This window comes from Rhodococcus quanlei (assembly GCF_055231015.1).
Genome location: NZ_JBUYWD010000010.1, coordinates 173,111 through 194,755, shown reverse-complemented (window position 1 = coordinate 194,755; position 21,645 = coordinate 173,111). Strand labels below are relative to the sequence as shown.

The 21,645-nt window shown below is 64.8% G+C and carries 20 protein-coding genes; 12 read left to right on the top strand and 8 right to left on the bottom strand.

Annotated elements, in window-relative coordinates; genetic code table 11:
* Positions 1–11 precede the first annotated feature (11 nt).
* Positions 12–284, bottom strand: coding sequence for a DUF2631 domain-containing protein (locus ACZI8Q_RS08465; RefSeq protein ID WP_463373058.1), 273 nt, complete (start codon positions 282–284; stop codon positions 12–14).
* Positions 285–404: 120 nt separating this feature from the next.
* Here ACZI8Q_RS08465 and dxr point away from each other — a divergent pair, with 120 nt between their 5' ends.
* The 5 genes from dxr to ACZI8Q_RS08440 all read left to right on the top strand — a co-directional run bounded on the left by dxr (position 405) and on the right by ACZI8Q_RS08440 (position 6,791).
* Positions 405–1,562, top strand: coding sequence for a 1-deoxy-D-xylulose-5-phosphate reductoisomerase (gene dxr / locus ACZI8Q_RS08460; RefSeq protein WP_463373057.1), 1,158 nt, complete (start codon positions 405–407; stop codon positions 1,560–1,562).
* Positions 1,563–1,568: 6 nt separating this feature from the next.
* Complete coding sequence (locus ACZI8Q_RS08455; RefSeq protein WP_463373056.1) at positions 1,569–2,789, top strand: M50 family metallopeptidase; 1,221 nt, start codon at positions 1,569–1,571, stop codon at positions 2,787–2,789.
* Positions 2,790–2,829: 40 nt separating this feature from the next.
* Positions 2,830–3,987, top strand: coding sequence for a flavodoxin-dependent (E)-4-hydroxy-3-methylbut-2-enyl-diphosphate synthase (ispG, locus tag ACZI8Q_RS08450; RefSeq protein ID WP_463373055.1), 1,158 nt, complete (start codon positions 2,830–2,832; stop codon positions 3,985–3,987).
* A gap of 101 nt (positions 3,988–4,088) precedes the next feature.
* The gene (locus ACZI8Q_RS08445) at positions 4,089–4,925 is read left to right on the top strand and encodes a GNAT family N-acetyltransferase (RefSeq protein WP_463373054.1); all 837 of its coding nucleotides are present in this window, start codon (positions 4,089–4,091) and stop codon (positions 4,923–4,925) included.
* Positions 4,926–4,976: 51 nt separating this feature from the next.
* Positions 4,977–6,791, top strand: a complete 1,815-nt coding sequence (locus tag ACZI8Q_RS08440) for a penicillin-binding transpeptidase domain-containing protein (protein WP_463373053.1) — start codon at positions 4,977–4,979, stop codon at positions 6,789–6,791.
* Between the two features lie 10 nt (positions 6,792–6,801).
* Here the strand turns inward: ACZI8Q_RS08440 and ACZI8Q_RS08435 are convergent, their stop codons facing one another.
* Together ACZI8Q_RS08435 and ACZI8Q_RS08430 are read right to left on the bottom strand one after the other, a co-directional pair.
* A complete protein-coding gene (locus tag ACZI8Q_RS08435) occupies positions 6,802–7,278 on the bottom strand; it encodes a hypothetical protein (RefSeq protein WP_463373052.1) in 477 nt (158 codons plus the stop codon).
* A gap of 110 nt (positions 7,279–7,388) precedes the next feature.
* The gene (locus tag ACZI8Q_RS08430) at positions 7,389–8,171 is read right to left on the bottom strand and encodes a LuxR C-terminal-related transcriptional regulator (RefSeq protein ID WP_463373051.1); all 783 of its coding nucleotides are present in this window, start codon (positions 8,169–8,171) and stop codon (positions 7,389–7,391) included.
* Between the two features lie 222 nt (positions 8,172–8,393).
* Here ACZI8Q_RS08430 and ACZI8Q_RS08425 point away from each other — a divergent pair, with 222 nt between their 5' ends.
* From ACZI8Q_RS08425 to ACZI8Q_RS08415, 3 genes are all read left to right on the top strand, one after another.
* Positions 8,394–10,016, top strand: a complete 1,623-nt coding sequence (locus ACZI8Q_RS08425) for an AMP-binding protein (protein ID WP_463373050.1) — start codon at positions 8,394–8,396, stop codon at positions 10,014–10,016.
* A gap of 85 nt (positions 10,017–10,101) precedes the next feature.
* Entirely contained in the window at positions 10,102–10,959 is an 858-nt protein-coding gene (gene map, locus ACZI8Q_RS08420; protein ID WP_463373049.1) for a type I methionyl aminopeptidase, read from the top strand.
* Positions 10,956–12,500, top strand: coding sequence for a cobyric acid synthase (locus ACZI8Q_RS08415; protein ID WP_463373048.1), 1,545 nt, complete (start codon positions 10,956–10,958; stop codon positions 12,498–12,500). Before map ends, ACZI8Q_RS08415 begins: the two co-directional genes overlap by 4 nt.
* Here the strand turns inward: ACZI8Q_RS08415 and ACZI8Q_RS08410 are convergent.
* From ACZI8Q_RS08410 to ACZI8Q_RS08400, 3 genes are read right to left on the bottom strand one after another with little or no spacing between them, the layout of a single operon-like run.
* Positions 12,497–13,189 (bottom strand): ABC transporter permease, encoded by a 693-nt coding sequence (locus ACZI8Q_RS08410; RefSeq protein WP_463373047.1) that lies wholly within the window; start codon positions 13,187–13,189, stop codon positions 12,497–12,499. The two genes, ACZI8Q_RS08415 and ACZI8Q_RS08410, sit on opposite strands and share 4 nt — an antisense overlap.
* Entirely contained in the window at positions 13,186–14,112 is a 927-nt protein-coding gene (locus ACZI8Q_RS08405) for an ABC transporter ATP-binding protein (RefSeq protein ID WP_463373046.1), read from the bottom strand. Before ACZI8Q_RS08405 ends, ACZI8Q_RS08410 begins: the two co-directional genes overlap by 4 nt.
* On the bottom strand, positions 14,112–14,471 hold the full coding sequence (locus ACZI8Q_RS08400; RefSeq protein ID WP_463373173.1) for a GntR family transcriptional regulator: 360 nt from the start codon (positions 14,469–14,471) through the stop codon (positions 14,112–14,114). The genes ACZI8Q_RS08405 and ACZI8Q_RS08400 overlap by 1 nt, the downstream gene beginning before the upstream one ends.
* A 104-nt stretch (positions 14,472–14,575) precedes the next feature.
* On the opposite strand from ACZI8Q_RS08400, the gene ACZI8Q_RS08395 reads away from it, so the two are divergent.
* Positions 14,576–15,118 carry an alpha/beta fold hydrolase gene (locus tag ACZI8Q_RS08395; RefSeq protein WP_463373045.1) on the top strand — a complete coding sequence of 181 codons (543 nt, stop codon included), beginning with the start codon at positions 14,576–14,578 and terminating at the stop codon, positions 15,116–15,118.
* A 19-nt stretch (positions 15,119–15,137) separates the two neighbouring features.
* On the opposite strand, the gene mtr is transcribed toward ACZI8Q_RS08395, so the two are convergent.
* Positions 15,138–16,514 carry a mycothione reductase gene (gene mtr / locus ACZI8Q_RS08390; protein WP_463373044.1) on the bottom strand — a complete coding sequence of 459 codons (1,377 nt, stop codon included), beginning with the start codon at positions 16,512–16,514 and terminating at the stop codon, positions 15,138–15,140.
* On the bottom strand, positions 16,511–17,530 hold the full coding sequence (locus ACZI8Q_RS08385; protein ID WP_463373043.1) for an alpha/beta hydrolase: 1,020 nt from the start codon (positions 17,528–17,530) through the stop codon (positions 16,511–16,513). Before ACZI8Q_RS08385 ends, mtr begins: the two co-directional genes overlap by 4 nt.
* 123 nt (positions 17,531–17,653) lie before the next feature.
* Here ACZI8Q_RS08385 and mqo point away from each other — a divergent pair, with 123 nt between their 5' ends.
* From mqo to ACZI8Q_RS08370, 3 genes are all read left to right on the top strand, one after another.
* Entirely contained in the window at positions 17,654–19,216 is a 1,563-nt protein-coding gene (mqo, locus tag ACZI8Q_RS08380; protein WP_463373172.1) for a malate dehydrogenase (quinone), read from the top strand.
* A gap of 56 nt (positions 19,217–19,272) precedes the next feature.
* Positions 19,273–19,512 carry a hypothetical protein gene (locus tag ACZI8Q_RS08375; RefSeq protein WP_463373042.1) on the top strand — a complete coding sequence of 80 codons (240 nt, stop codon included), beginning with the start codon at positions 19,273–19,275 and terminating at the stop codon, positions 19,510–19,512.
* Between the two features lie 188 nt (positions 19,513–19,700).
* Positions 19,701–21,644 carry a magnesium chelatase subunit D family protein gene (locus ACZI8Q_RS08370; protein WP_463373171.1) on the top strand — a complete coding sequence of 648 codons (1,944 nt, stop codon included), beginning with the start codon at positions 19,701–19,703 and terminating at the stop codon, positions 21,642–21,644.
* Position 21,645 lies beyond the last annotated feature (1 nt).

Genomic DNA, 21,645 nt, shown 5'->3' with positions numbered 1-21,645 from the left:
CGCGGCGGTGGCTACCGGGGCTTGCGCCGTCGCAGCACGTCGCGTACGAGTATGCCGGCCATCAGGACGGCGAAGCCGATGAGGTACCAGTCTTCGACGCGGCCCTCGTGGTTACCGATGAGCATAGCGATCAGGAACAGTGAGAAGAACCAGCCGAAGAAACGGAACGTCTTGATGGATTCGCCGCTCCAGCCCCACTCAGCGGAGGGGACCTCGGCAGTATCGACGTTCGAGGCCGTAACGACGGGTTGGCTGGAAGCCTTGTCCAACTGGGTATCGGCCACGGTCGATCCTCCTGCTAGTTCGAGTGCTACTGACTCCATATCGTGGCATACGACCGAGTGTCGTACGTAGTGGGGCCAGCCATCAGGGTGCTCTCAGGTGCAATCAGGAACAATGGCCGGGTGCATCAAAACAAGCCCACCCGTGTATTGCTGCTCGGCAGCACCGGCTCCATAGGCACGCAGGCGCTCGACGTCATCGCCGCCAACCCGGACGAGTTCACCGTCGTCGGTCTCGCGGCGGGCGGCGGCAACATCGATCTGCTGCGGCAGCAGATTCGTGCCACCGGAGTCGACGCCGTCGCTGTCGCCGATCCCGTGGCGGCAGGGAAGCTGGACCTTCCCGGTGTGCTGAGCGGGCCGGATGCGGTCACCGAGTTGGTGCGTACGACACAGGCAGATGTGGTGCTGAACGCTCTGGTGGGTTCTCTGGGGCTCGCGCCGACGCTCGCGGCATTGAAGTCGGGTGCCCGGTTGGCGCTGGCGAACAAGGAGTCGCTGGTTGCCGGTGGTGCGTTGGTGACCGCAGCGGCGGCGCCGGGCCAGATCGTTCCAGTCGATTCCGAGCACTCGGCGCTGGCTCAGTGCTTGCGGGGTGGCACCGAATCGGAGGTTGCCAGGCTCGTCCTGACCGCGTCGGGTGGGCCGTTCCGAGGATGGACGGCCGAGCAGCTGGAGTCGGTGACTCCGGAGCAGGCGGGTGCGCACCCCACCTGGTCCATGGGCCCGATGAACACCCTCAATTCGGCCACTCTGGTGAACAAGGGTCTCGAACTGATCGAGACGCATCTGCTGTTCGGCGTGGACTACGACCGCATCGACGTCACGGTGCATCCGCAGTCCATCGTGCATTCGATGGTGACGTTCACTGACGGCTCCACCTTGGCCCAGGCGAGCCCGCCCGATATGAAGTTGCCGATCGCGCTGGCGTTGGGCTGGCCCGACCGGGTACCCGGTGCTGCCCTCGCCTGTGATTTCACCACGGCATCCACCTGGGAGTTCGAACCCGTGGACGATGCCGTGTTTCCCGCTCTCGACCTGGCCAGGTCGGCAGGCAAGGCGGGGGGCGCGTTGACCGCCGTCTACAACGCCGCCAACGAGATCGCCGCACAGGGATTTCTGGACGGACGAGTCAGCTTCCCGGCGATCGTGCGCACCGTCGACTCCGTGCTGAGTGATGCCGACGAGTGGTCTTCGCCACCCGCTACCGTTGACGATGTGCTCGCCGCTGATGGTTGGGCACGTATGCGGGCACGTCAGCTCGTCGATCAGGAAGGCTAGAACTGCATGGTGTTCGCACTGGGCGTTTTCCTCTTCGCCCTCGGTATTGCAGCGTCGATTGCGCTGCACGAAGCCGGTCACATGTGGACGGCGCAGGCCACCGGCATGAAGGTACGCAGGTACTTCATCGGTTTCGGCCCCAAGATCTTCTCGTTTCGGCGTGGTGAGACCGAATACGGTCTGAAGGCGCTGCCTCTCGGCGGGTTCTGTGACATCGCCGGAATGACCGCGATCGACGAGCTCGCGCCGGACGAAGAAGACCGCGCGATGTACAAGAAGGCCACCTGGCGGCGGCTCGTCGTGATGTTCGGTGGCATTGCGATGAACTTCGTCCTCGGCCTCGTGCTGATCTACGGTCTTGCCGTGGCCTGGGGTTTGCCGAACCTGAACCCGCCGACCACTGCAGTTGTCGGCTCGACGGCTTGTGTTCCGGCGACTCAGGGTCCTGCTCCCGACTACGCACCGTCCGCGTGTAGTGGCTCCGGCCCTGCCGAACAGGCAGGAATCCGTGCCGGCGATACCATCGTGGCGGTGAACGGTACGGCGACCGCAACGTTCTCGGAGGTTGCCGAGGAGACCCGGAAGTTGAGCGGACCGCACGACTTCACGGTCGAACGAGACGGTGAGCAGTTGACGGTCACGGTTCCCGTGGAGCCGGTGCAGCGGTGGGTCAAAGATGACGCCGAAGCCGAGCCGCATCTCGAGACGGTGGGTGCAATCGGAGTGGTCGCCCCGCCGGGCGTCGTCGAGCACACGGCGTTGACTGCGGTTCCGGCCACGTTCGGATTCGCCGGCGACATGTTCACGCTGACGGTCGAGCGGTTGATCGAGATGCCGGCGAAGGCTGTCGACCTGTGGCACGCGGTCACGGGTGGTGAACGTGATCCGGAGACCCCGGTCAGCGTGTACGGCGCCAGCGTTCTCGGCGGCGAGATCGCGGAGCGTGGCATCTGGGAGGCGTTCGTGCTCCTGTTGGCAAGCCTCAACTTCTTCCTGGCGATCTTCAACTTGCTGCCGCTGTTGCCGCTCGACGGTGGACACATGGCCGTCACCGTGTACGAGCACATCCGTAACTGGTTCCGGAAGCTGAAGGGGCTCCCCAAGGGTGGGCCGGTCGATTACATGAAGCTGCTACCGGTGACCTACGTTTTCATCGTCATCGGCGGTGCGTACATGCTGTTGACCCTCACTGCTGACATCGTCAACCCGATCAAGCTCTTCCAGTGATCGCTAGACTCGAATCGAAGCTACGAAAGAAGGCATCCTCGTGACCAGCCCGATCGGATTGGGTATGCCCGAAGGCCCCGCCGCCGTTCTCGCGCCCCGCCGAAAGACCCGTCAACTCCAGGTGGGTTCGGTCGGTGTGGGTAGTGACAGCCCGGTGTCGGTGCAGTCGATGTGTACCACCAAAACCCACGATGTGAACGCGACCCTGCAGCAGATCGCCGAATTGACGGCCTCCGGCTGTGACATCGTGCGCGTCGCCTGCCCTCGGCAAGAAGACGCCGACGCGCTGGCAACCATCGCCAAGAAGAGCCAGATCCCCGTCATCGCGGACATCCACTTCCAGCCCCGCTATATCTTCGCGGCGATCGACGCAGGCTGTGCCGCCGTCCGTGTCAACCCGGGCAACATCAAGGAGTTCGACGGCCGCGTGAAAGAGGTCGCCAAGGCGGCCGGTGACGCGAACATCCCGATCCGTATCGGCGTGAACGCCGGTTCCCTCGATCCCCGGCTCATGAAGAAGTACGGCAAGGCCACTCCCGAAGCGCTCGTCGAGTCGGCGCTGTGGGAGGCGAGCCTGTTCGAGGAGCACGGTTTCGGTGACATCAAGATCTCGGTGAAGCACAACGACCCGGTGATCATGGTGGAGGCGTACAAGCAGCTCGCCGCCCAGTGCGATTACCCGCTCCATCTCGGTGTGACCGAGGCGGGCCCCGCATTCCAGGGCACCATCAAGTCCGCTGTTGCATTCGGCGCGCTGCTGTCGGAGGGGATCGGTGACACCATTCGCGTGTCGTTGTCGGCGCCGCCGGCGGAGGAGATCAAGGTCGGGACGCAGATCTTGCAGTCGCTGAATCTGCGTCCCCGCAAGCTCGAGATCGTGTCCTGCCCCTCGTGCGGACGCGCCCAGGTGGACGTGTACACGCTCGCGGACGAAGTCACTGCGGGTCTCGAAGGCATGGAGATTCCGCTGCGCGTTGCCGTCATGGGTTGTGTCGTCAACGGACCAGGGGAGGCGCGTGACGCCGATCTCGGGGTGGCCTCCGGAAACGGCAAGGGACAGATCTTTGTGAAGGGCAAGGTCATCAAGACGGTGCCGGAAGCGCAGATCGTCGAGACCTTGATCGAGGAAGCGATGCGAATCGCCGAAGAAATGGAAGAGGGAGATGCAGCCGGATCTCCGGTGGTCACCGTTAGTTGATCGTTGCCCACGAACTTGCCCCACTCGGGGTATGTTCGTGGCAATCTGGTGGCATTACCACTAGCCGACATGGCGTTACCACTAGCCAACAAGGTGGGCAGATGCTCAAACTCCTGGGTGCCAGAGCGCTGAGCAGCAGGGACGTCGCGCAGGTGCTGCGTGTCCTCGACGCCGACCCGGTCGCCGCCTGCATGGTGGCCGCACGGGTGGAGAGATCCGGCGTCGACCCCAGGACGATCTACGGTGAGATGTGGAGTCGAGGCGGCCCTCTCGAGTCGTTGTGTTACGCGGGTGCCAATTTCGTGCCGCTGCGTGGAGAACTCGACGACCTCCGGGCGTTCGCGGATCGCGCATGTCGTGGTCCCCGGATGTGTTCGTCGCTCGTCGGTCGTGCCGAACTCACGCTGCCGTTGTGGGAGATGCTGGAACTGGACTGGGGGCCGGCACGAGAGGTGCGCCCGGATCAGCCGTTGTTGGCGCTCGGCACCGCGCCGCTGTGCCGGCCGGACCCGTTGGTCCGTCGGGTGCGGATGCGTGACCTCGACCGGTACCTGCCGGCCGCGGTCGCCATGTTCCTCGAGGAGGTCGGCGTGGATCCGCGAGCGAACGACGGCGGTCGTGCGTATCGGCGTCGGGTTGCCAACCTGATTTCGTCCGGTCGGGCCTGGGCTCGGTTCGAGGACGGTGAGGTCGTGTTCAAGGCGGAGGTCGGGTCGGTGTCGTCCCGCGTCGGCCAAATTCAGGGAGTGTGGGTCGATCCTGCCCATCGCGGTCGTGGAATCGGGGCCGCCGCCACGGCAACGGTGGCGGAATCGATTCTCTCGGGCGGCCGTACGGCAAGTCTGTACGTCAACAGCTTCAACGATGCAGCACGAAAAACGTACGCGCGCGTCGGATTCGAACAGGTCGGGACATTCGCGACAATTCTCCTCGATTGACAGGCCGCGCCTGCCCGGCCCCCACGCTCGTGCGACCTAGGATGGGCGTCGATGAAGCCTCCAGTAGCCCTCCGATCGAGCGTGATGAGGGTTGTCGCCCTCTGGGCTGCGGTGATTCTCACGGCCGGTGTCGCGGCATGCACACCCCGTCCTGATGGTCCTGAGCCTGCGGCCCAGGACTTTTTGTCGGCGTTCGCGGATCACGACACCGAGCAGGCCGCCGCGTTGTCGGATCACCCCGAGGCTGCGGCGCTCGCCATGGACGACGCCTGGAAGTCATTGCAGGCGATCTCGTTGACAGCGGAAACCACAGACGTGAACGTGCAGGGTGACACGGCCACCGTCGGCTACAGCTACGAGTGGCACCTGCCGAAGGATCGGGTGTGGTCGTACACGGGCGAGCTGCAGATGGGGCGACGTGGCGGTGATTGGGCCGTGCGATGGAATTCGGCGAACCTGCACCCGCGACTGGGTGATCGGCAGTCGATGGTGTTGCGATCGGAACCGGCAGGTTGGGCGCACGTCAACGAGAGCGCGGGCTCGGACGTACTGGTGCCGGGCGTCATCTATCGGATCACATTGGATGCCTCCGAGGCCGACAACCTTGTGGGCACGGCGCAGGCGTTGGCGTCGGCGGTGAAGGCATTCGACTACACGGTGACGCCGCAGGCGATCGTCGAGTCGGCCACTGGGGTGAACGGTGACTACCTGGTGACGCGGTTACGTGAGGACGATTACGACCAGATCTCCTACGCCCTGGACAACCTGTCCGGGGTCACCGTGTCCGAGGAGGCTGCCCTCGTGTCGACGGATCCCAATTTCGCGCCGGACCTGGTGGGCCAGGTGAGAGAAACGATCATCGACGAGGTCGCCGGCAAGGACGGGTGGAGTGTGGTGGTCGTCAACCGCAACGGCGCGGAGATCGGTGTGTTGACCGAGACTGCGCCGCAGCCCGTTCCGTCCGTCTCGATCAGTTTGGACCGGCCGATTCAGGAAGCGGCTCAACAGGCGGTGGACGCTCGTACCAATCAGGCGATGATGGTGGTGATAGAGCCGTCCACTGGGAAGCTGCTGGCCGTTGCTCAGAACGAGGCGGCCGACCGTGACGGACCGGTCGCACTTACGGGTCTCTATCCTCCTGGGTCGACGTTCAAGATCATCACGGCGGGCGCGGCGATTTCATCCGGTATCGCGACGCCCGATACACCCGTGCCCTGTCCGGGGCGAATCACGATCGGGGAGCGCAGCATTCCCAACTACAACGAGTTCTCGCTCGGGACCGTGTCCATGGCGAAGGCGTTCGCGAGGTCGTGTAACACGTCGTTCGCGAAGCTGGCCAGTGAAATGGCTCCCGACGCGCTCACTGTTGCGGCCTCGCAGTTCGGAATCGGTCCCGAATACCAGGTGGTCGGATTACCCACTCAGAGTGGGTCGGTGCCGCCCGCGGAGGAACTTGTCCAGCGGGCAGCGGACGGCTTCGGTCAGGGCCGGGTGCTCGTCAGTCCCTTCGGGATGGCGTTGGCGGCAGCCACCGTGGCGAATGGGTCGACGCCTGTCCCGCAACTGATTCTGGGACGCGAAACGACGATCGAGGGTGAGCACCCGAAGGTCAGCCAGGAGATGGTGGACGGGCTGCGCACGATGATGCGTCTGGTGATCACCAGTGGAACGGCGCTCCGCATCGAAGACCAAGGCGAGGTGTACGGAAAGACCGGTGAGGCCGAGGTCGAGGGGGGATCGCACGCCTGGTTCGTCGGCTATCGGGGCGATCTGGCCTTCGCAACATTGGTGGTACGAGGGGGTAGCTCGGACAACGCTGTCGCGGTCACTCGAGACATGTTCACGGCACTTCCCGAAGGGTATTGACGGGGTCCGGTCAGCTGCTCCGGCGCCGTGTCCACACCACGACGGCTGCGGCGAGGATCGCTACCGCACCGGCGCCGAGAGCCGGTAGAACGAGCGTGTCACTTCTTGCGGGTTCTTTCGTAGCGGGCGGAGCGGGTTCGCCGAATACCTCGACGGCAGCGTCACGGGTCCGGTCGTCGGATGCGAGTGTGGTTGGCGAACACGTGTTCACGGACCACGGGGCGTCATGGGTGTCGTAGGTGGTAGTGAAGACCACATACTCGGTATCCACGTCGAAGCTCGTGCCGCAGGCGGTCGAGTGGAGTGCGGTCGAGACTGTGGTCGTCGCGCCGAGATCGCCCCGGTACACGTCGCGAACCGCGAAGTCGTAGTACACGGCGTCGGATTCGCGGCGCTTCTCGACCGGGACCCCGACGAACACAGCACCGTCACCGGTAGCGCTGGCACGGACGTTCGCCATCACGTCCGTGTCCGCTGGTCCGTACACACACGAACAAGCGTGGGCCGTGCCAGTCGTGAGCACGGAAATGACCCCAGCGGCCAGTCCGACGAAAAGTGTTGTGCTTACCGTCCGCCGTGCAGGCGATTGCGCCTTGGTCAAGGGAGCAACCCCAGTTTGCGTGCGGTGACGACAGCCTCGTGACGATTGTGCGCGTCGAGTTTGCGCATGGCGCTGCGCAGGTAGCTTTTTACTGTCTCCACGCCGAGGGAAAGGCGCTGGGCAGCTTCCGGATTGGTGCACCCTAGTGCAACTGCGGCGAGAACATCGAGCTCACGGGGAGTGAGATCGGTGGTGTCGGAGGGATCCCGCTCGGCCGGTGGCGTCATTGCGGCGGCGAGTCGGTGCGACAGGGCACGCAGTTGACGTCGCGTATCGGCGTCCTCGACGGTGTGCGCAAGCGTCCGCAAGTCCGCGTGAACATCACGGACTTCTTCTGCCGACATGCCGTTCGTGGTGGCGGTGTCCACGCTCCGCAACAGTTGTACGCGACGGTCCACTTCGTCGCGGATCACGATTTCGGTGCTCAAACGGCGCCCGGCCGCCACAATGGCATCCGTCGAGCGGTCCCCGACCGGGGTGCACGCCCGCGACGCGGCGTACAACACGGCTCGTGGTTCGCCGTTGACGACGACGGGGACGGCCAGGATCGACCGGAGGCCCTCGCAGTGGACCGGACGGTCGAAATGATGGGTGATGGTGGTGGAGCGTCCGTAATCACTGACCGCAAACGGTGTGCGCTGCTCGACCACGCGGCCCCCCAGCCCGGATCTCGGTGCGATCGACAGGCCCGCCAACGTGTTGGTTCGGGTGCCGAGGAACTCACTCAGGTGCAAGGTGCCGTCCGTGACGTTCCCGCCGAACATGACAGGGACGCTCACCTGTGCAGCGAGGTGACGCAACTCTGCGCGTAGGGCGTCTCCGTCCCGGGGTCGGAGCAGTGCATCGGCTCGCGGGGCGTGGTGAAGCAATCTTCACCCCTTTCCGGGGGTATTCGTAACGCTGCGGATCGCAGAGACTGTGACTCGAGAATTGAGTTGTGAGGTAGATCATACCGGGATGAAAATCGGGCAGTTGTCCGACTGGAGTAGGAGGAGTCACGGATGCACGGCGATACGGATGCGCGAGTACGCGAGCTGCTCGAGCAGTACGACACCCCACAGGCGTGCGCGGCAGCCCTGTTGTGTGACCGGCACCCGTCCGATGCGGTGGCCTTCACGGTTGTCGAAGCAGATCTTTCGCACACAGATCTGACGTACGGGCAGTTGCGGGAGCGATCGACGCGGTTCGCGGCTGCCCTTGCCGGGCTGGGAGTGGATCCGGGCGATCACGTGGCCACGTTGATGGGCAAGTCTGCCGATCTGGTGGTCGCGTTGCTCGGGATCTGGCGCCGGGGTGCTGTGCACGTTCCGCTGTTCACCGCATTCGCGTCGCCGGCGATCGCTTTCCGCCTCCAGGCGAGCGGGGCGAAAGTGGTGGTCGCCGATTCGAACCAGGTAGCCAAACTCGCGCCCGGCGCGGACATGCCCGCCGACCCGTCGTGGCAGGTCGTGGTGGCGGGTGCATCACCGGCAGAAGGGAAGAGTTTCGCACAGCTCGTGGAATCGCGTCGGGTGGACGACCCCGAGGGTGTGGCAGCCGTGGTCGGTGGCGGCGGGCCGCTGGTGCAGCTGTTCACCAGTGGCACCACAGGAACCCCCAAGGGCGTTCCCGTTCCGGTGTCGGCGTTGGCGTCGTTTCACGCCTATCAGGAGTTCGGCCTGGATGTTCGGCCCAGCGATGTCTTCTGGAATGCCGCCGACCCGGGCTGGGCGTACGGGCTCTACTACGCGCTGCTCGGTCCGATGGCCGCCGGGACCCGCAGCCTCTTGTTGCAAGCGGGCTTCTCGGCGTCCCTCACCTGGCAGGTCATGGAGAAGTTCGGGGTCACCAACTTCGCGGCGGCACCGACGGTCTACCGGAGTCTGCGCGCCGACGAGTCTCCGGTTCCCTCCGGACTGTCCCTGCGACGGGCGTCGTCCGCGGGTGAACCGCTCACTCCCGACGTGGTGGCGTGGTCGAAGGAAGCGCTGGGCGTGGAGGTGCGTGACCACTACGGGCAGACCGAGCACGGCATGTTCATCTGCAACGCGTGGGCAGACGGTGTTCGCGCCGACGTGCGTCCTGGATCGATGGGTCTGCCGTTACCGGGTTGGGCGTGCACGGTGCTTCGCGAGGACGCGGACGAACCCGCCCCGCCGCGGACGCAGGGACGCGTCGCGATCGACGTCGAGGCCAGCCCGCTGCTGTGGTTCGCCGGATACGTCGACGCGCCGGAGAAGACTGCGAGCCGCTACGCAGGTGGCGGCCGGTGGTACGTCACCGGGGACGCGGGCATGGTCGACGAGGACGGGTGCTTCTACTTCTCGGCGCGCGACGACGACGTGATCATCATGGCCGGGTACCGCATCGGACCCTTCGACGTCGAGAGTGTGCTGGTCATGCACGAGCACGTGGTCGAGGCTGCCGTGGTCGGTATGCCGGACGAGTTGCGCGGTGAGGTGCTCGAGGCGTTCGTCGTACTGCGGGACGGGGTCGAGGGAACCGATTCTCTCGAAGCCGAGCTGCAGCAGTTGGTCAAGACCAAGTTCGCCGCTCACGCCTATCCGCGGACGGTGCATTTCGTTCCGTCGCTGCCGAAGACGCCGAGCGGCAAGGTGCAGCGTTACATCCTCCGCAAGGGCTGACGCCCCCGTGCGTGGCCGGCCAGTCCAGAGACTCGTCGACCACGCACAGGGGGACAGGGGTCGTGGCGCAGGTAATCTGGCGGTCATGTCTGCTCGCACCGCTCTCCGTCCTGGAACCGTTTCGCCTGTTCGCGCCGTGCCGGCGAGTATCGAGCGGCCCGAATACGCGTGGAAGCCCACCGCGAACGAGGGCAACGAACCGTGGGTGCAGACGCCCGAGACCATCGAGGCGATGCGGCTCGCAAGCAAGATCGCGGCGCAAGCGTTGCAGGAGGCGGGTAAGGCTGTCGCTCCGGGTGTGACCACCGACGAGTTGGATCGGATCGCCCACGAGTACATGTGTGACCACGGCGCGTACCCCTCGACGCTCGGGTACCGGGGTTTCGAGAAGTCGTGCTGCACCTCGCTCAACGAGGTGATCTGTCACGGCATTCCGGACTCGACGGTGGTTGCGGACGGCGACATCGTCAACATCGACGTCACGGCGTACATCGGTGGTGTGCACGGCGATACCAATGCGACCTTCCTCGCCGGGGACGTGTCCGAGGAGCACCGGCTTCTGGTGGAGCGTACGCACGAGGCGACGATGCGGGCGATCAAGGCGGTCAAGCCGGGGCGCGCGCTCAACGTCATCGGCCGTGTCATCGAGTCCTATGCCCACCGGTTCGGCTACGGCGTCGTAGAGGACTTCACCGGGCACGGCATCGGCGAGACATTTCACAACGGCCTCGTGATCTTGCATTACGACCAGCCGAACGTGGACACGATCATCGAGCCGGGCATGGTGTTCACCATCGAACCGATGATCAACCTGGGCGGCATCGAGTACGAGATCTGGGGGGACGGCTGGACCGTGGTCACCAAGGATCGTAAGTGGACTGCCCAGTTCGAGCACACGTTGGTGGTCACCGATTCGGGCGCCGAGATTCTGACCCTGCCGTGACGGGCCGTCCGCGCGGGGGAGCCTTGCTCGTTGCGGGCACGACGTCGGACGCCGGCAAGAGCGTACTGGTTGCGGGTCTCTGTCGGCTTCTCACGCGCCGCGGTCTCTCGGTGGCACCGTTCAAGGCGCAGAACATGTCCAACAACTCCGTCGTCACGTTGGACGGCGGGGAGATCGGACGCGCACAGGCGCTGCAGGCGCACGCATGCGGGCTCGAGCCGAGTGTCCGCTTCAACCCGATTCTCCTGAAACCGGGAAGCGATCGAACGTCGCAACTCGTGGTCCGAGGCCGTGCCGAAACGTCGGTGGGGGCCCGCGACTACATCGAGCATCGTGAGCGACTGCGCGACATCGTGGCGGAAGACCTGAATGCGCTGCGCGGCGACTTCGACTACGTGATCTGCGAGGGTGCCGGGTCCCCGTCCGAGATCAATCTCCGTGCAACCGACTTGGCGAACATGGGGCTGGCACAGACGGCGCGACTGCCTGTGATCGTGGTGGGCGATATCGACCGCGGGGGAGTACTCGCGCATCTGTTCGGAACATTGGCGGTGCTGGCACCGGAGGACCAAGCACTGATATCGGGGTTCGTGGTCAACAAGTTTCGGGGCGACCCGTCGCTCCTGGAGCCCGGTCTGGAACAGTTGCGTGCTCTTACCGGCCGTTCCACGCTGGGGGTGATCCCTTTCGCGAGCGACCTGTGGATCGACGCAGAAGATTCGCTAGGGCTGGTCGCGGATGCGCCGGTGGGCCGGTCGGCGCCGCCTGTCGGTGACGAATGGCTGCGCGTGGCCGCGGTGCGATTGCCGCGCATCTCGAACTCGACCGACGTGGAGGCGCTTGCCTGCGAGCCGGGAGTGTCGGTGACCTGGGTGACGGAACCGTCCCGCCTTGAAGGTGTGGACCTGGTGGTTCTGCCGGGAAGCAAATCCACGGTGAGCGACCTCGAGTGGCTGCGCCGCACCGGTTTGGCGGACGCAATCGCCACACGTGCGCGGGGAGGCGGACCGACCCTCGGGATCTGCGGTGGATACCAGATGCTCGGCTCCGTGATCGTGGACGACATCGAGTCCGGTGCAGGGGAGGTTCCGGGACTGGGCCTGCTGGACCTCGAAGTCGAGTTCGAGAAGAACAAGGTGCTGGCACAGGTTGTCGGAAGTGCACACGGTGTTCCGGTGTCCGGTTACGAAATTCATCACGGTCGGGTGCGCCGCAACGGGGATCCGCCGCTGCTGCACACTCGTGACGGTGCCGCGGAGGGGAGTATTCGTGGCGCCGTGTACGGAACGCACTGGCACGGGTTGCTCGAGTCCGACGGATTCAGGCGAATCTTGTTGGCCGACATCGCCGACCATGCCGGACGTCGGGGATTCGTGCCCGCGCCGGCCACCGATGTCTCGGAAATTCGGGCGACCCAGACAGACCTGTTGGCGGATCTGGTCGAGAAGTACCTGGACGTAGACGCGGTTCTGGAACTGCTCGACGGCGGGGCTCCATCGGGGCTGCCCACCGTCGAAACCGTTCTCTCGCGTGAACGTTAGGCCGGTGCGCGGCGGATCAGTCGCCACGCACCGACGGTGGATGCCGCCGCCAGAACCGCGGGCAGTGCAACCATCGTGACGACTCGCGGTTCGTCTGCGAACCAACTACCCACGGCGGGCCACCACCCCTGCCAGGTGATGACGATGGCGAGAAGGCCGCCGAGCACGAGTATTCCGGCGCCCACCGAGTAGAGGCCGGTGACTCGCCACCTCCGGTACAGTGCGCCGACGAACAGCCCGATACCGGCGATCAGCGCGAGGACGGCAAGATACGTTCCGAGCTGGACCAGAGGATTCGACGTGAAGATGTTCGGAATTCCGAACATCACCATGTTCACACCCCAACCGTCCGTGGAGGTTTCGATGCCGGCCAGGGCCCACAGCATCACACCGAAGCCTACGACCTGAGCGAAGGCGACGACGAGGGTCGACGCGAAGTAGTCCCGCCTGGTGACGCTCATGCCGAGCGCGAACGGGAAGGTCTGGGTCATCGCGCCGATGTAGAACGACAGGGCAACACCGAGTAGCGCCGAAACGCTTCCCGTGTAGGCGACTTCCTCGGTCTGCACGATGGCGAAGATCGCCCACGGGATGATGAATGCCACAACGAGAATTCCGACCGGCCACGCCACCAGAAGTGGCCACGCGACGGTGTGGATTCGTGATACGGACAGTGCACGGCTGATCATTGGGGGTCCTTTCCCTGCTGGGTCGTGGTGTCGACGATGAGTTGTTGCAGTGATACGGATTCGACCGACAGTCCGAGGGCTTTGGCGTGAGCGACGTCCTCGGAACGCGAACCGGATCGCAGCGTGACCCGTGTGTGGTTTCCGATCGACTCGCGGCGAAGTTCGGTGCGAGATCCGACGAACGGGTCCACATCCGCCGAGGGGCCGGCCACCACGATCGCCGACTCTCTGAGCTCGTCGGCGTCCGCGTCGGCGATGATGCGGCCGTGATCGATGAGGATCACGTGTTCGAGCAGATCGGCAACCTCGTCGATGAGGTGCGTCGACAGGACTATGGTGCGTGGGTGCTCTGCGTAGTCGGCGAGGAGTCGGTCGTAGAAGAGATGCCGCGAAACGGCATCGAGGCCGAGGTACGGCTCGTCGAAGAACGTCAGCGGAGCGCGCGACGCGAGGCCGATCACCACTCCGAGGGCCGATGTCATGCCGCGGGAGAGCTTCTTCACCTTGCGATCGGTCGGCAGGTCGAAGTCGCGGAGCAGGTCCTGTGCGAAGTCCTCGTCCCAGTCTCGCAGTAGGTGGCGCGCGGCGGCGAGGACATGCTTGACCTTGAAGTCGGTCGGGTAGCACTGCCCCTCCCGAATGTAGGACACTTCGCGCAACACGTCGGTGTTCTCGTGAGGTGTCGCGCCGAACAGGGCGACCTCTCCGGACGACTGAAAGGCCTGGCCGGTCATGATCTGCATCAGCGTCGTCTTGCCGGCGCCGTTGCTCCCGAGCAGGCCGTAGATTCGGTTGCGGCTCAGGTTGATGGTGACGTCCTCGAGTGCGGTGAACGACCCGAAACGCTTGGTCAGCCCTCGGGTCGACGCGATGACATCGGTGTCGGTGTGGATGCCGAGCCTGTCGATCGTTGCGGCGCTCATCACGCCTCCTCTCGTTGTTCGAGCATGGTCTTGATCTCGTCGATGTCGAGACCGAGCTTGTCGGCTTCCGCGACCAACGGGTCGATGTACTGGCGGGCGAATCGCTCGCGGCGGCGAAAGCGCAGCGCATCCGGCGCGCCCTGCGTCACGAACAGTCCGATGCCCCGCTTCTTGTAGAGGATGCCGTCGGAGACGAGCTGATTGAGTCCTTTGGCCGCGGTCGCAGGGTTGATTCGGTGGAACGCCGCAAGCTCGTTCGACGACGGCGCCTGCTCCTCTTCGGGGAGGGAGCCGTCGATGATCGAGTTCTCGACCATCTCCGCAATCTGCAGGAAGAGCGGCTTGCCGTCGTCGAGCACGACATCACCTTCCCTGGTTGCGTGGTTCATTAGTCATGTAAGGAACCGTAGGGGTGATTCGTCGGAGACGCAAGAGGGAATCGGATCGCGTACCGTTTCGATCCATGGAGTTGATTCACGTGGCGGTGGGCGGTGACGACCGGACTGTTCGAGTGGACGGACCTGCGAGCAAGCACGTGGTGCTCTTGCTGGCTGGTGAGGGTGACACGCCCACCGTCTACGACGCCGTGTGCGAGCGGTTGCACAGTTCGGATCTGCGGACCGTGGTTCCAGAGGGTGGAGGATGGACGCAGGAATCCGTCCTGAGCGTGCTGGACCAACTCGGTGTGGGGTGGGTGAACCTCGTGGGCAGTGGCGCGGGCGCCGACCTGGCATGGGAGTTGGCGGCTCGCCACTTCGGGAAGTTCGCCAGCCTGATCGTGTGTGATCGTCCACATCCAGCCGTCCGCGGTACGGAATGCCCGCCGGTCGAGCTTCCGACCACCGTGATGGTCGGAAACTCCGGGCATCGCGGGGACGTCGACGCAAGCGGCCGCTACGTGTACGGCGATCTTCGCATCGTGGAGACTCCCGCGACGGACAACGTGCCGAGGGACCGTGGGGCAGAACTCGCGAGTGAGATCGTGCTACGCACCAGTCCCTGGTGAGGGGCTCAGATCAACTGGTTCAGATTTCCAGGCCGAGGAGGGCGTTCTCCACAACTTCCGGTAGGCCCGGATGAATCCAGTACTGGCCGGTCGCCATCGTGGTGGCGTCGAGTCCGAAGCTCATCGCCTGCACGAGCGGCTGAATCACGGTGGAGGCCTGGGCCCCCATCACGTGTGCGCCCAGTAACCGACCGGTGCCCCGCTCGGCGATGACCTTGCAGAACCCCTCGTCGTCTTCCATCGCCCACCCGTACGCGACGTCCCCGTATGCCTGCACTTTCACGGTGATGTCGAAACCCTGTGCGCGTGCCTCGTTCTCAGTGAGGCCGACATCGGCGATCTGTGGATCGGTGAACACTGCGGCGGGCACGAAACGGTGGTCAGTGGCGCGAAGATCGGACGTGTTGTTCCAGGCGTCGTGGAGGAGATTGTGCTGCACCACCCTCGCCTCGTAGTTGGCGACATGCTTGAGCTGATAGGGCGACGACACGTCGCCCAGGGCGAAAACGCCTTCGGCTGTGGTGCGTTGGTGCTTATCGACGACGACGGATCCGTTCTCGTCCAACTCGACTCCGGCCTCGCCGACATCGAGGAGGTCTCCGTTGGGGCGGCGTCCCGTGGCTACGAGCAGGGCGTCCGCGTCGATGGCGGTCCCGTCGGACAGATCGACGCGGACCCCGTCGCCGGAGCGGTGCACCGAGGCCAGAGTGGTGTTCGTGTGCAACTCCCACTTGTCCTTCGCCAGACCCGTGAACCGCTGGGAGACTTCGTCGTCGAGGTGGCGTAGCAAACGTGGGCCGCGGGCGATGATCGAGACGTGGCTGCCGAGTGCGCCGAAGATGTGTGCGAACTCGGCGGCGACGAAGCCCGAACCGAGGATCACCAAGTGTTTCGGAAGCTCCGGCAGCCGCATGATGTCCTCGTTGGTGTAGTAGGGCCCGCCGCCCGCGAGCACCTCGTCCGGAATGATCGGACGGGAACCTGCTGCGATCACGACTCGATCCGCCGTGATGATGTCGCCGGTTCCGGTGTCGATGGTGCGCGGTCCGACGAACCGGGAATGGCCCCGGTACACGGTGACATTCGGGTTGTCCTCGGTGCGGTACTTCTCGCCGCCGGCGGAAATCGGGTCTATACGCCCGAACACCCGTTTGACCACATCGGACCACCGAACCCCGTCGAGAGTCGCGTCCAGCCCGTACTTGCCCGAATGGGTGACCGCATTCGCCACGTCGGCGGCATAGACGAACATCTTCGTGGGGATGCACCCCACGTTCAGGCAGGTGCCACCGAAGGTGCCTTCTTCGAGGATGGCGATCTTCTGGTCCGCGAACCGCTCGTCCGGCAATGAGTTGCCCGACCCCGTGCCGATGATCGCGAGATCGTAGTGAGTCATGTGCTCGCCTCCTGATGTCCGTGCAACCAGTCCAACCACAGGTCTACCTCGTCGAACGCCATCGCCAGGGGTTTCTCCGACGACAGGAAGACGTCGTGCCGCGCGCCGTCGATCGGCACGATGGTGGTGCGATCGCCGAGACACCCTGCCCAGCGGGCGATCTGCCGGACGTCGAGCACTGCGTCGGCGGTATCGACCCGCGGGTCGTAACGGGGAGCGAAGTAGGTCTTCTTCGACCGCAGGATCAGGGCGGGCACACCGATGTCGAGACCGCGATGCAACCGGGCGTGGCCACGGCGTATGGCGCGCAACCATCCGAACCTCACCGGGAATCCGTCGAGAGGTTTCCAGTCCAGGTTGTAGTTCCAGATACCGTTCCCGCCCACGTGCAGACTGACACCGTACGCGCCGTCGCCAGTGCCGGGGATGACGTTCTTGGCTGCGAATCTGCCGATCGCATCGACAGCGACAGTCCCGATGCCACGCCGATACGGGGGCCCCTGCAGGTCGAACCAGGGGCTGTTGAGAATGACACCGGTGATGCCGAGTCCGGCAGAGCCGCCGGGTTTGCGTTGCAGCTTGTCGAGCCACAGAGGCAGGACGAGGCCACCGGTCGAGTGCGCAACCAGAAGAACTTCGCCCAGCGAACCGGAGTCGCCCTGCATCTCCTCCTGCACGATGTCGAATGCGCGGCGGAGCTCGAGCTCGTACAGCGATAGGTCGGATACGAAGTGCGCCGTCTGGCCTGGCGAGAGTGACCGTCCGCACTTGCGCAGATCGAGCGCGAAGAACGCGTAACCTTGCGCTGCGAAGTGCTCGGCCACGTGTTTCTGAAAGAAGTAGTCGGTGTAACCGTGGACGTAGAGAACCGCTCGGCCGGTGTGACCTGCGGATTGCTGCGGTTGGTACCGCACGAGTGTGGCGCGGACCTCGCCTTCACCGTCCGGATCGGGGCCGAGCGGAATGGTCGTCTGCTGGTATCCGTCGCCGAGGACGTCTGGAACCCAAGTAGTCACAGATCACAATCTAATGTGCATCTCCGTGCGGCGGGGAGGTGGACAATTGGGGGCAGTGAAGAGGCTAGTTACGCACGGGTAGCCTGTTCGATGGAACATTGCGCGCAGATGCACGCACGGCTCATGGACAAGGAAGTCGATTCTCCAGTGTCAAATAGAAACGCGGCGTCAAACAAGAACGCGGTAGAGACGAACACGGATGTAGTGCTCATCGGCGCAGGCATCATGAGTGCGACCCTGGGGGCGCTTCTGCGCCAGGTGCAGCCGGATTGGTCGATCACCCTTTTCGAGCGTCTCGACGCTGCGGGAGCCGAGAGCAGTGATCCGTGGAACAACGCCGGTACCGGCCATTCCGCCCTGTGCGAACTGAACTACACACCGCAGAACTCCGACGGCACCGTCGACATCGCCAAGGCCGTCAACGTCAACGAACAATTCCAGGTATCGCGTCAGTTCTGGGCGCACGGCGTCGAGACCGGCGTGCTCACCGAGCCGAAGGAATTCGTCAACCCGATCCCGCACGTAGGCTTCGTTCACGGCGCCGACAACGTGAAGTACCTGCGTGCGCGCTACGAGGCGTTGGCCGGCCATCCTCTGTTCGCCGGTATCGAGTACCTCGATGACGCGGACGAGTTCAGTCGCCGCCTCCCTCTCATGGCGAAGGGCCGTGACTTCTCGGAGCCGATCGCACTCAACTGGTCGCAGGACGGCACCGACGTCGACTTCGGTGCCCTGAGCAAGCAACTCCTCGGTTATGTCGGTTCGTCGGGTGGCACCATCCACTTCGGCCACGAGGTCACCGATCTCTCCAAGCAGTCCGACGGCTCCTGGGTGGTCAAGGTCTCGAACCGACGGACCGGTGCGAAGAAGACCGTCCGCGCGAAGTTCGTCTTCGTCGGCGCCGGCGGTGGCGCACTGCACCTGCTGCAGAAGTCGGGCATCAAGGAGGCCAAGGGCTTCGGCGGCTTCCCCATCAGCGGCGCCTTCTTGCGCTGCACCAACCCCGACTTGATTCGTCAGCACAGCGCCAAGGTTTACGGCAAGGCCGCGGTCGGTGCACCGCCCATGTCGGTGCCGCACCTCGACACCCGCGTGATCGGCAACAAGCCGGGTCTGCTCTTCGGTCCCTATGCAGGCTGGTCGCCCAAGTTCCTCAAGGAAGGCCGCCTCACCGATCTGATCGGGTCGGTCAAGCCCGACAACCTGATGTCGATGCTCGGTGTCGGCGTCAGCGAGCTCGGATTGGTGAAATACCTGGTCAGCGAACTGGCCAAGACCGAGGCCGGCCGTATCGACACGTTGGGAGCCTTCGTGCCGAAGGCGCTCGCCAAGGACTGGGAGCTTATTACCGCAGGCCAGCGTGTGCAGGTCATCCGTCGCGACAAGCGCAAGGGCGGTGTTCTCGAGTTCGGCACCGCCGTCGTCAATGCCGGTGACGGAACGATCGCCGGGCTGCTCGGTGCGTCTCCGGGGGCATCCACCGCGGTCCCCGCGATGCTCGATGTTCTCGAGCGCTGCTTCCCCAGCCAGTACGAGGCCTGGAAGCCGAAGCTGCGCGAGATGATTCCGTCACTCGGTGTGAAGCTGTCCGACAACCCCGACCTCTTCCAGCAGGTGTGGGACTGGTCGTCGAAGGTTCTGCAACTCGACACCGCAAACGTCGACGAGACCGCAGTCTCCGCCTAGACAGCAGGCTCGGAGCGTGGCGGTGGCCGTGGGGGTAAATGCCATCATGGCTTCCCGTGACGGCTACCGCGGCGCTCGAACGGTCCTGGGCGCTCGATCTGGACAACAGGTCTCTGCATGCGCTGTTGAAGCTGCGTGTGGCGATCTTCGTGGTCGAGATGTACGGCAAGTACGGCTTCGTGCCCGGCGGTGACGAGCATCTCGAAGACGGTATTGAGCACACACCGATGAGTCGTAGCGGTGGAAAGGCGTTCACGGTCACACCCACGGGACGGCGGGGTCGCGTCGACAACTAGTGTTGCACTTGTGCGCTGCGGGAAAGTCCTGTTCGAATCAGGCGCGGTCCCGCCACTGTGACGGAACGGTCGACGTCTCGATCGTGCCCAGCCAGGTTGCCGCAGCGCGCGTACTGCAATGAAGCCCCGGCGTGGATACCGGGAGTCGAAGGGAAGTCGTCGTGCCTGAAGTCATCGCGTCTGAAGTCATCGCGCCTGGGGGACCAGAATCCGATCCAGCCGAAGCGGACAGCCAGGCCGGCTATCCGTTCAGCGCCGTGGTGGGTCAGGACCAGTTGCGGTTGGCATTGATTTTGTGCGCGGTCCACCCTGGCGTGGGCGGGGTGCTCGTTCGGGGTGAGAAGGGGACTGCGAAATCGACGGTGGTCCGTGCTTTGACCGCGTTGCTGCCGGCGGTCGTCGACGACGGAACGACCCGGCCCGCGCGGCTCGTCGAACTCCCGGTGGGCGCCACGGAAGATCGCGTGGTGGGGTCACTCGACCTCGAAAAGGTGCTTCGGGACGGCGAACGGGCATTTCAGCCAGGCCTTCTCGCGGCCGCCCACCAGGGTGTTCTGTATGTGGACGAGGTGAACCTGCTCCACGATCATCTCGTCGATGTGCTGCTCGATGCCTCCGCGATGGGCCGCGTACACATCGAACGTGACGGCATCTCGCACTCGCATCCCGCGAAGTTCGTGCTGGTAGGGACCATGAATCCGGAGGAAGGCGAGCTACGCCCACAATTGCTCGACCGTTTCGGTCTGGCAGTGGACGTTGCCGCTTCGAGGGACGTCGAGGTTCGCATGGAGGTGGTGCGGCGTCGACTGGACTTCGAGCGCGATCCCGACGCGTTCGCCCGCCGGTACGCGGAGGAGGACGCCGCACTCGCATCCGAGATTCGTCGTGCCCGTGAGTATCTCGACGAGGTGGTGCTCGGCGAGTCGGAGCTGCGCCGCATTACCTCGCTGTGCGCGTCCTTCGACGTCGACGGTATGCGTGCCGATCTCGTACTCGCCAGAACTGCGACCGCACACGCCGCGTGGCGTGGCGGACACGAGGTGAACGCCGAGGACGTGCGCATCGCGGCAGAGCTCACCTTGCCGCATCGTCGGCGCCGGGACCCGTTCGACGAACCCGGCCTCGACGACCAACAACTCGACGACGCCCTCCAACAAGCGGACGACGACGTTCGGGAGCACCAGCAGCAGGAGCAACAGCAGCAAGAGTCGCAACCAGACCAGCAGGAGGTGTCGCAACAGGCCCCGGAGTCCTCCGACGGTGACGACTCGGACCCAGATCCCGACGGCCCCGACGGCGGTGGTGCGCCCGCATCACCCGAGCGCCCGGCAGGACCTCCCGGCGCAGGCTTCAGTACGCGGTTGCTCGAGGTTCCGGGAGTCGGTGAAGGGGCGCCGGGCAAGCGGTCACGATCTCGATCGTCGCGAGGTCGTGCGGTGCGGTCGACGTCCGAACGTGGACACGGTTTGCACCTGGTGGGCACGTTGTTCGCGGCCGCAGGCAATCAGCACACGCGTGGTCGGACCACGGGTCGGATGATCCTGGACTCGGCCGACCTTCGCGGCGCGGAGCGAGAAGGCCGTGAAGGGAACCTGGTTCTGTTCGTGGTGGACGCGTCGGGTTCGATGGCCGCGCGTGACCGGTTGTCCGCGGTGACGGGTGCCGCGGTCTCGTTGCTGCGCGATGCGTATCAGCGCAGGGACAAGGTAGCGGTCATCACGGTTCGAGGTCGCGATGCGGACTTGGTGTTGCCGCCCACGTCATCGGTGGACATCGCGGTGCGCCGCCTCGCCGCGATGCGTACCGGCGGCAAGACTCCATTGGCTCGCGGATTCCTGAAGGCCCGAGAAGTCGCACTGCGTGAACGGGTGCGCGATCCGCAGCGGCGAGCTCTCGTCGTTGCCCTCACGGACGGGCGCGCAACCGGTGGTACGGACCCCGTGCACCGCGCGAAGGTGGCAGCAGGACTGCTCGCCGACGCATCCGTCGCTTCCGTGGTGGTCGATTGCGAATCCGGCATGGTCCGCCTCGGGCTGGCCGCTGAACTCGCTCGTGAACTCCGAGGTGGCTACGTGCGACTCGGTGAACTGTCCGCACAGCAGGTTGCGGGCGTCGTCCGCGCCGCTGCCTAGC

Excerpts from the sequence above, each read along its gene's own strand:
- ACZI8Q_RS08425 (WP_463373050.1), top strand. The coding sequence starts at position 8,394 with ATGCACGGCGATACGGATGCGCGAGTACGCGAGCTGCTCGAGCAGTAC.
- mqo (WP_463373172.1), top strand. The coding sequence starts at position 17,654 with ATGGACAAGGAAGTCGATTCTCCAGTGTCAAATAGAAACGCGGCGTCA.
- ACZI8Q_RS08440 (WP_463373053.1), top strand. The coding sequence starts at position 4,977 with ATGAAGCCTCCAGTAGCCCTCCGATCGAGCGTGATGAGGGTTGTCGCC.
- ACZI8Q_RS08405 (WP_463373046.1), bottom strand. The coding sequence starts at position 14,112 with ATGAGCGCCGCAACGATCGACAGGCTCGGCATCCACACCGACACCGAT.
- ACZI8Q_RS08410 (WP_463373047.1), bottom strand. The coding sequence starts at position 13,189 with ATGATCAGCCGTGCACTGTCCGTATCACGAATCCACACCGTCGCGTGG.
- map (WP_463373049.1), top strand. The coding sequence starts at position 10,102 with ATGTCTGCTCGCACCGCTCTCCGTCCTGGAACCGTTTCGCCTGTTCGC.
- ACZI8Q_RS08395 (WP_463373045.1), top strand. The coding sequence starts at position 14,576 with ATGGAGTTGATTCACGTGGCGGTGGGCGGTGACGACCGGACTGTTCGA.
- ACZI8Q_RS08455 (WP_463373056.1), top strand. The coding sequence starts at position 1,569 with ATGGTGTTCGCACTGGGCGTTTTCCTCTTCGCCCTCGGTATTGCAGCG.
- ACZI8Q_RS08445 (WP_463373054.1), top strand. The coding sequence starts at position 4,089 with ATGCTCAAACTCCTGGGTGCCAGAGCGCTGAGCAGCAGGGACGTCGCG.
- mtr (WP_463373044.1), bottom strand. The coding sequence starts at position 16,514 with ATGACTCACTACGATCTCGCGATCATCGGCACGGGGTCGGGCAACTCA.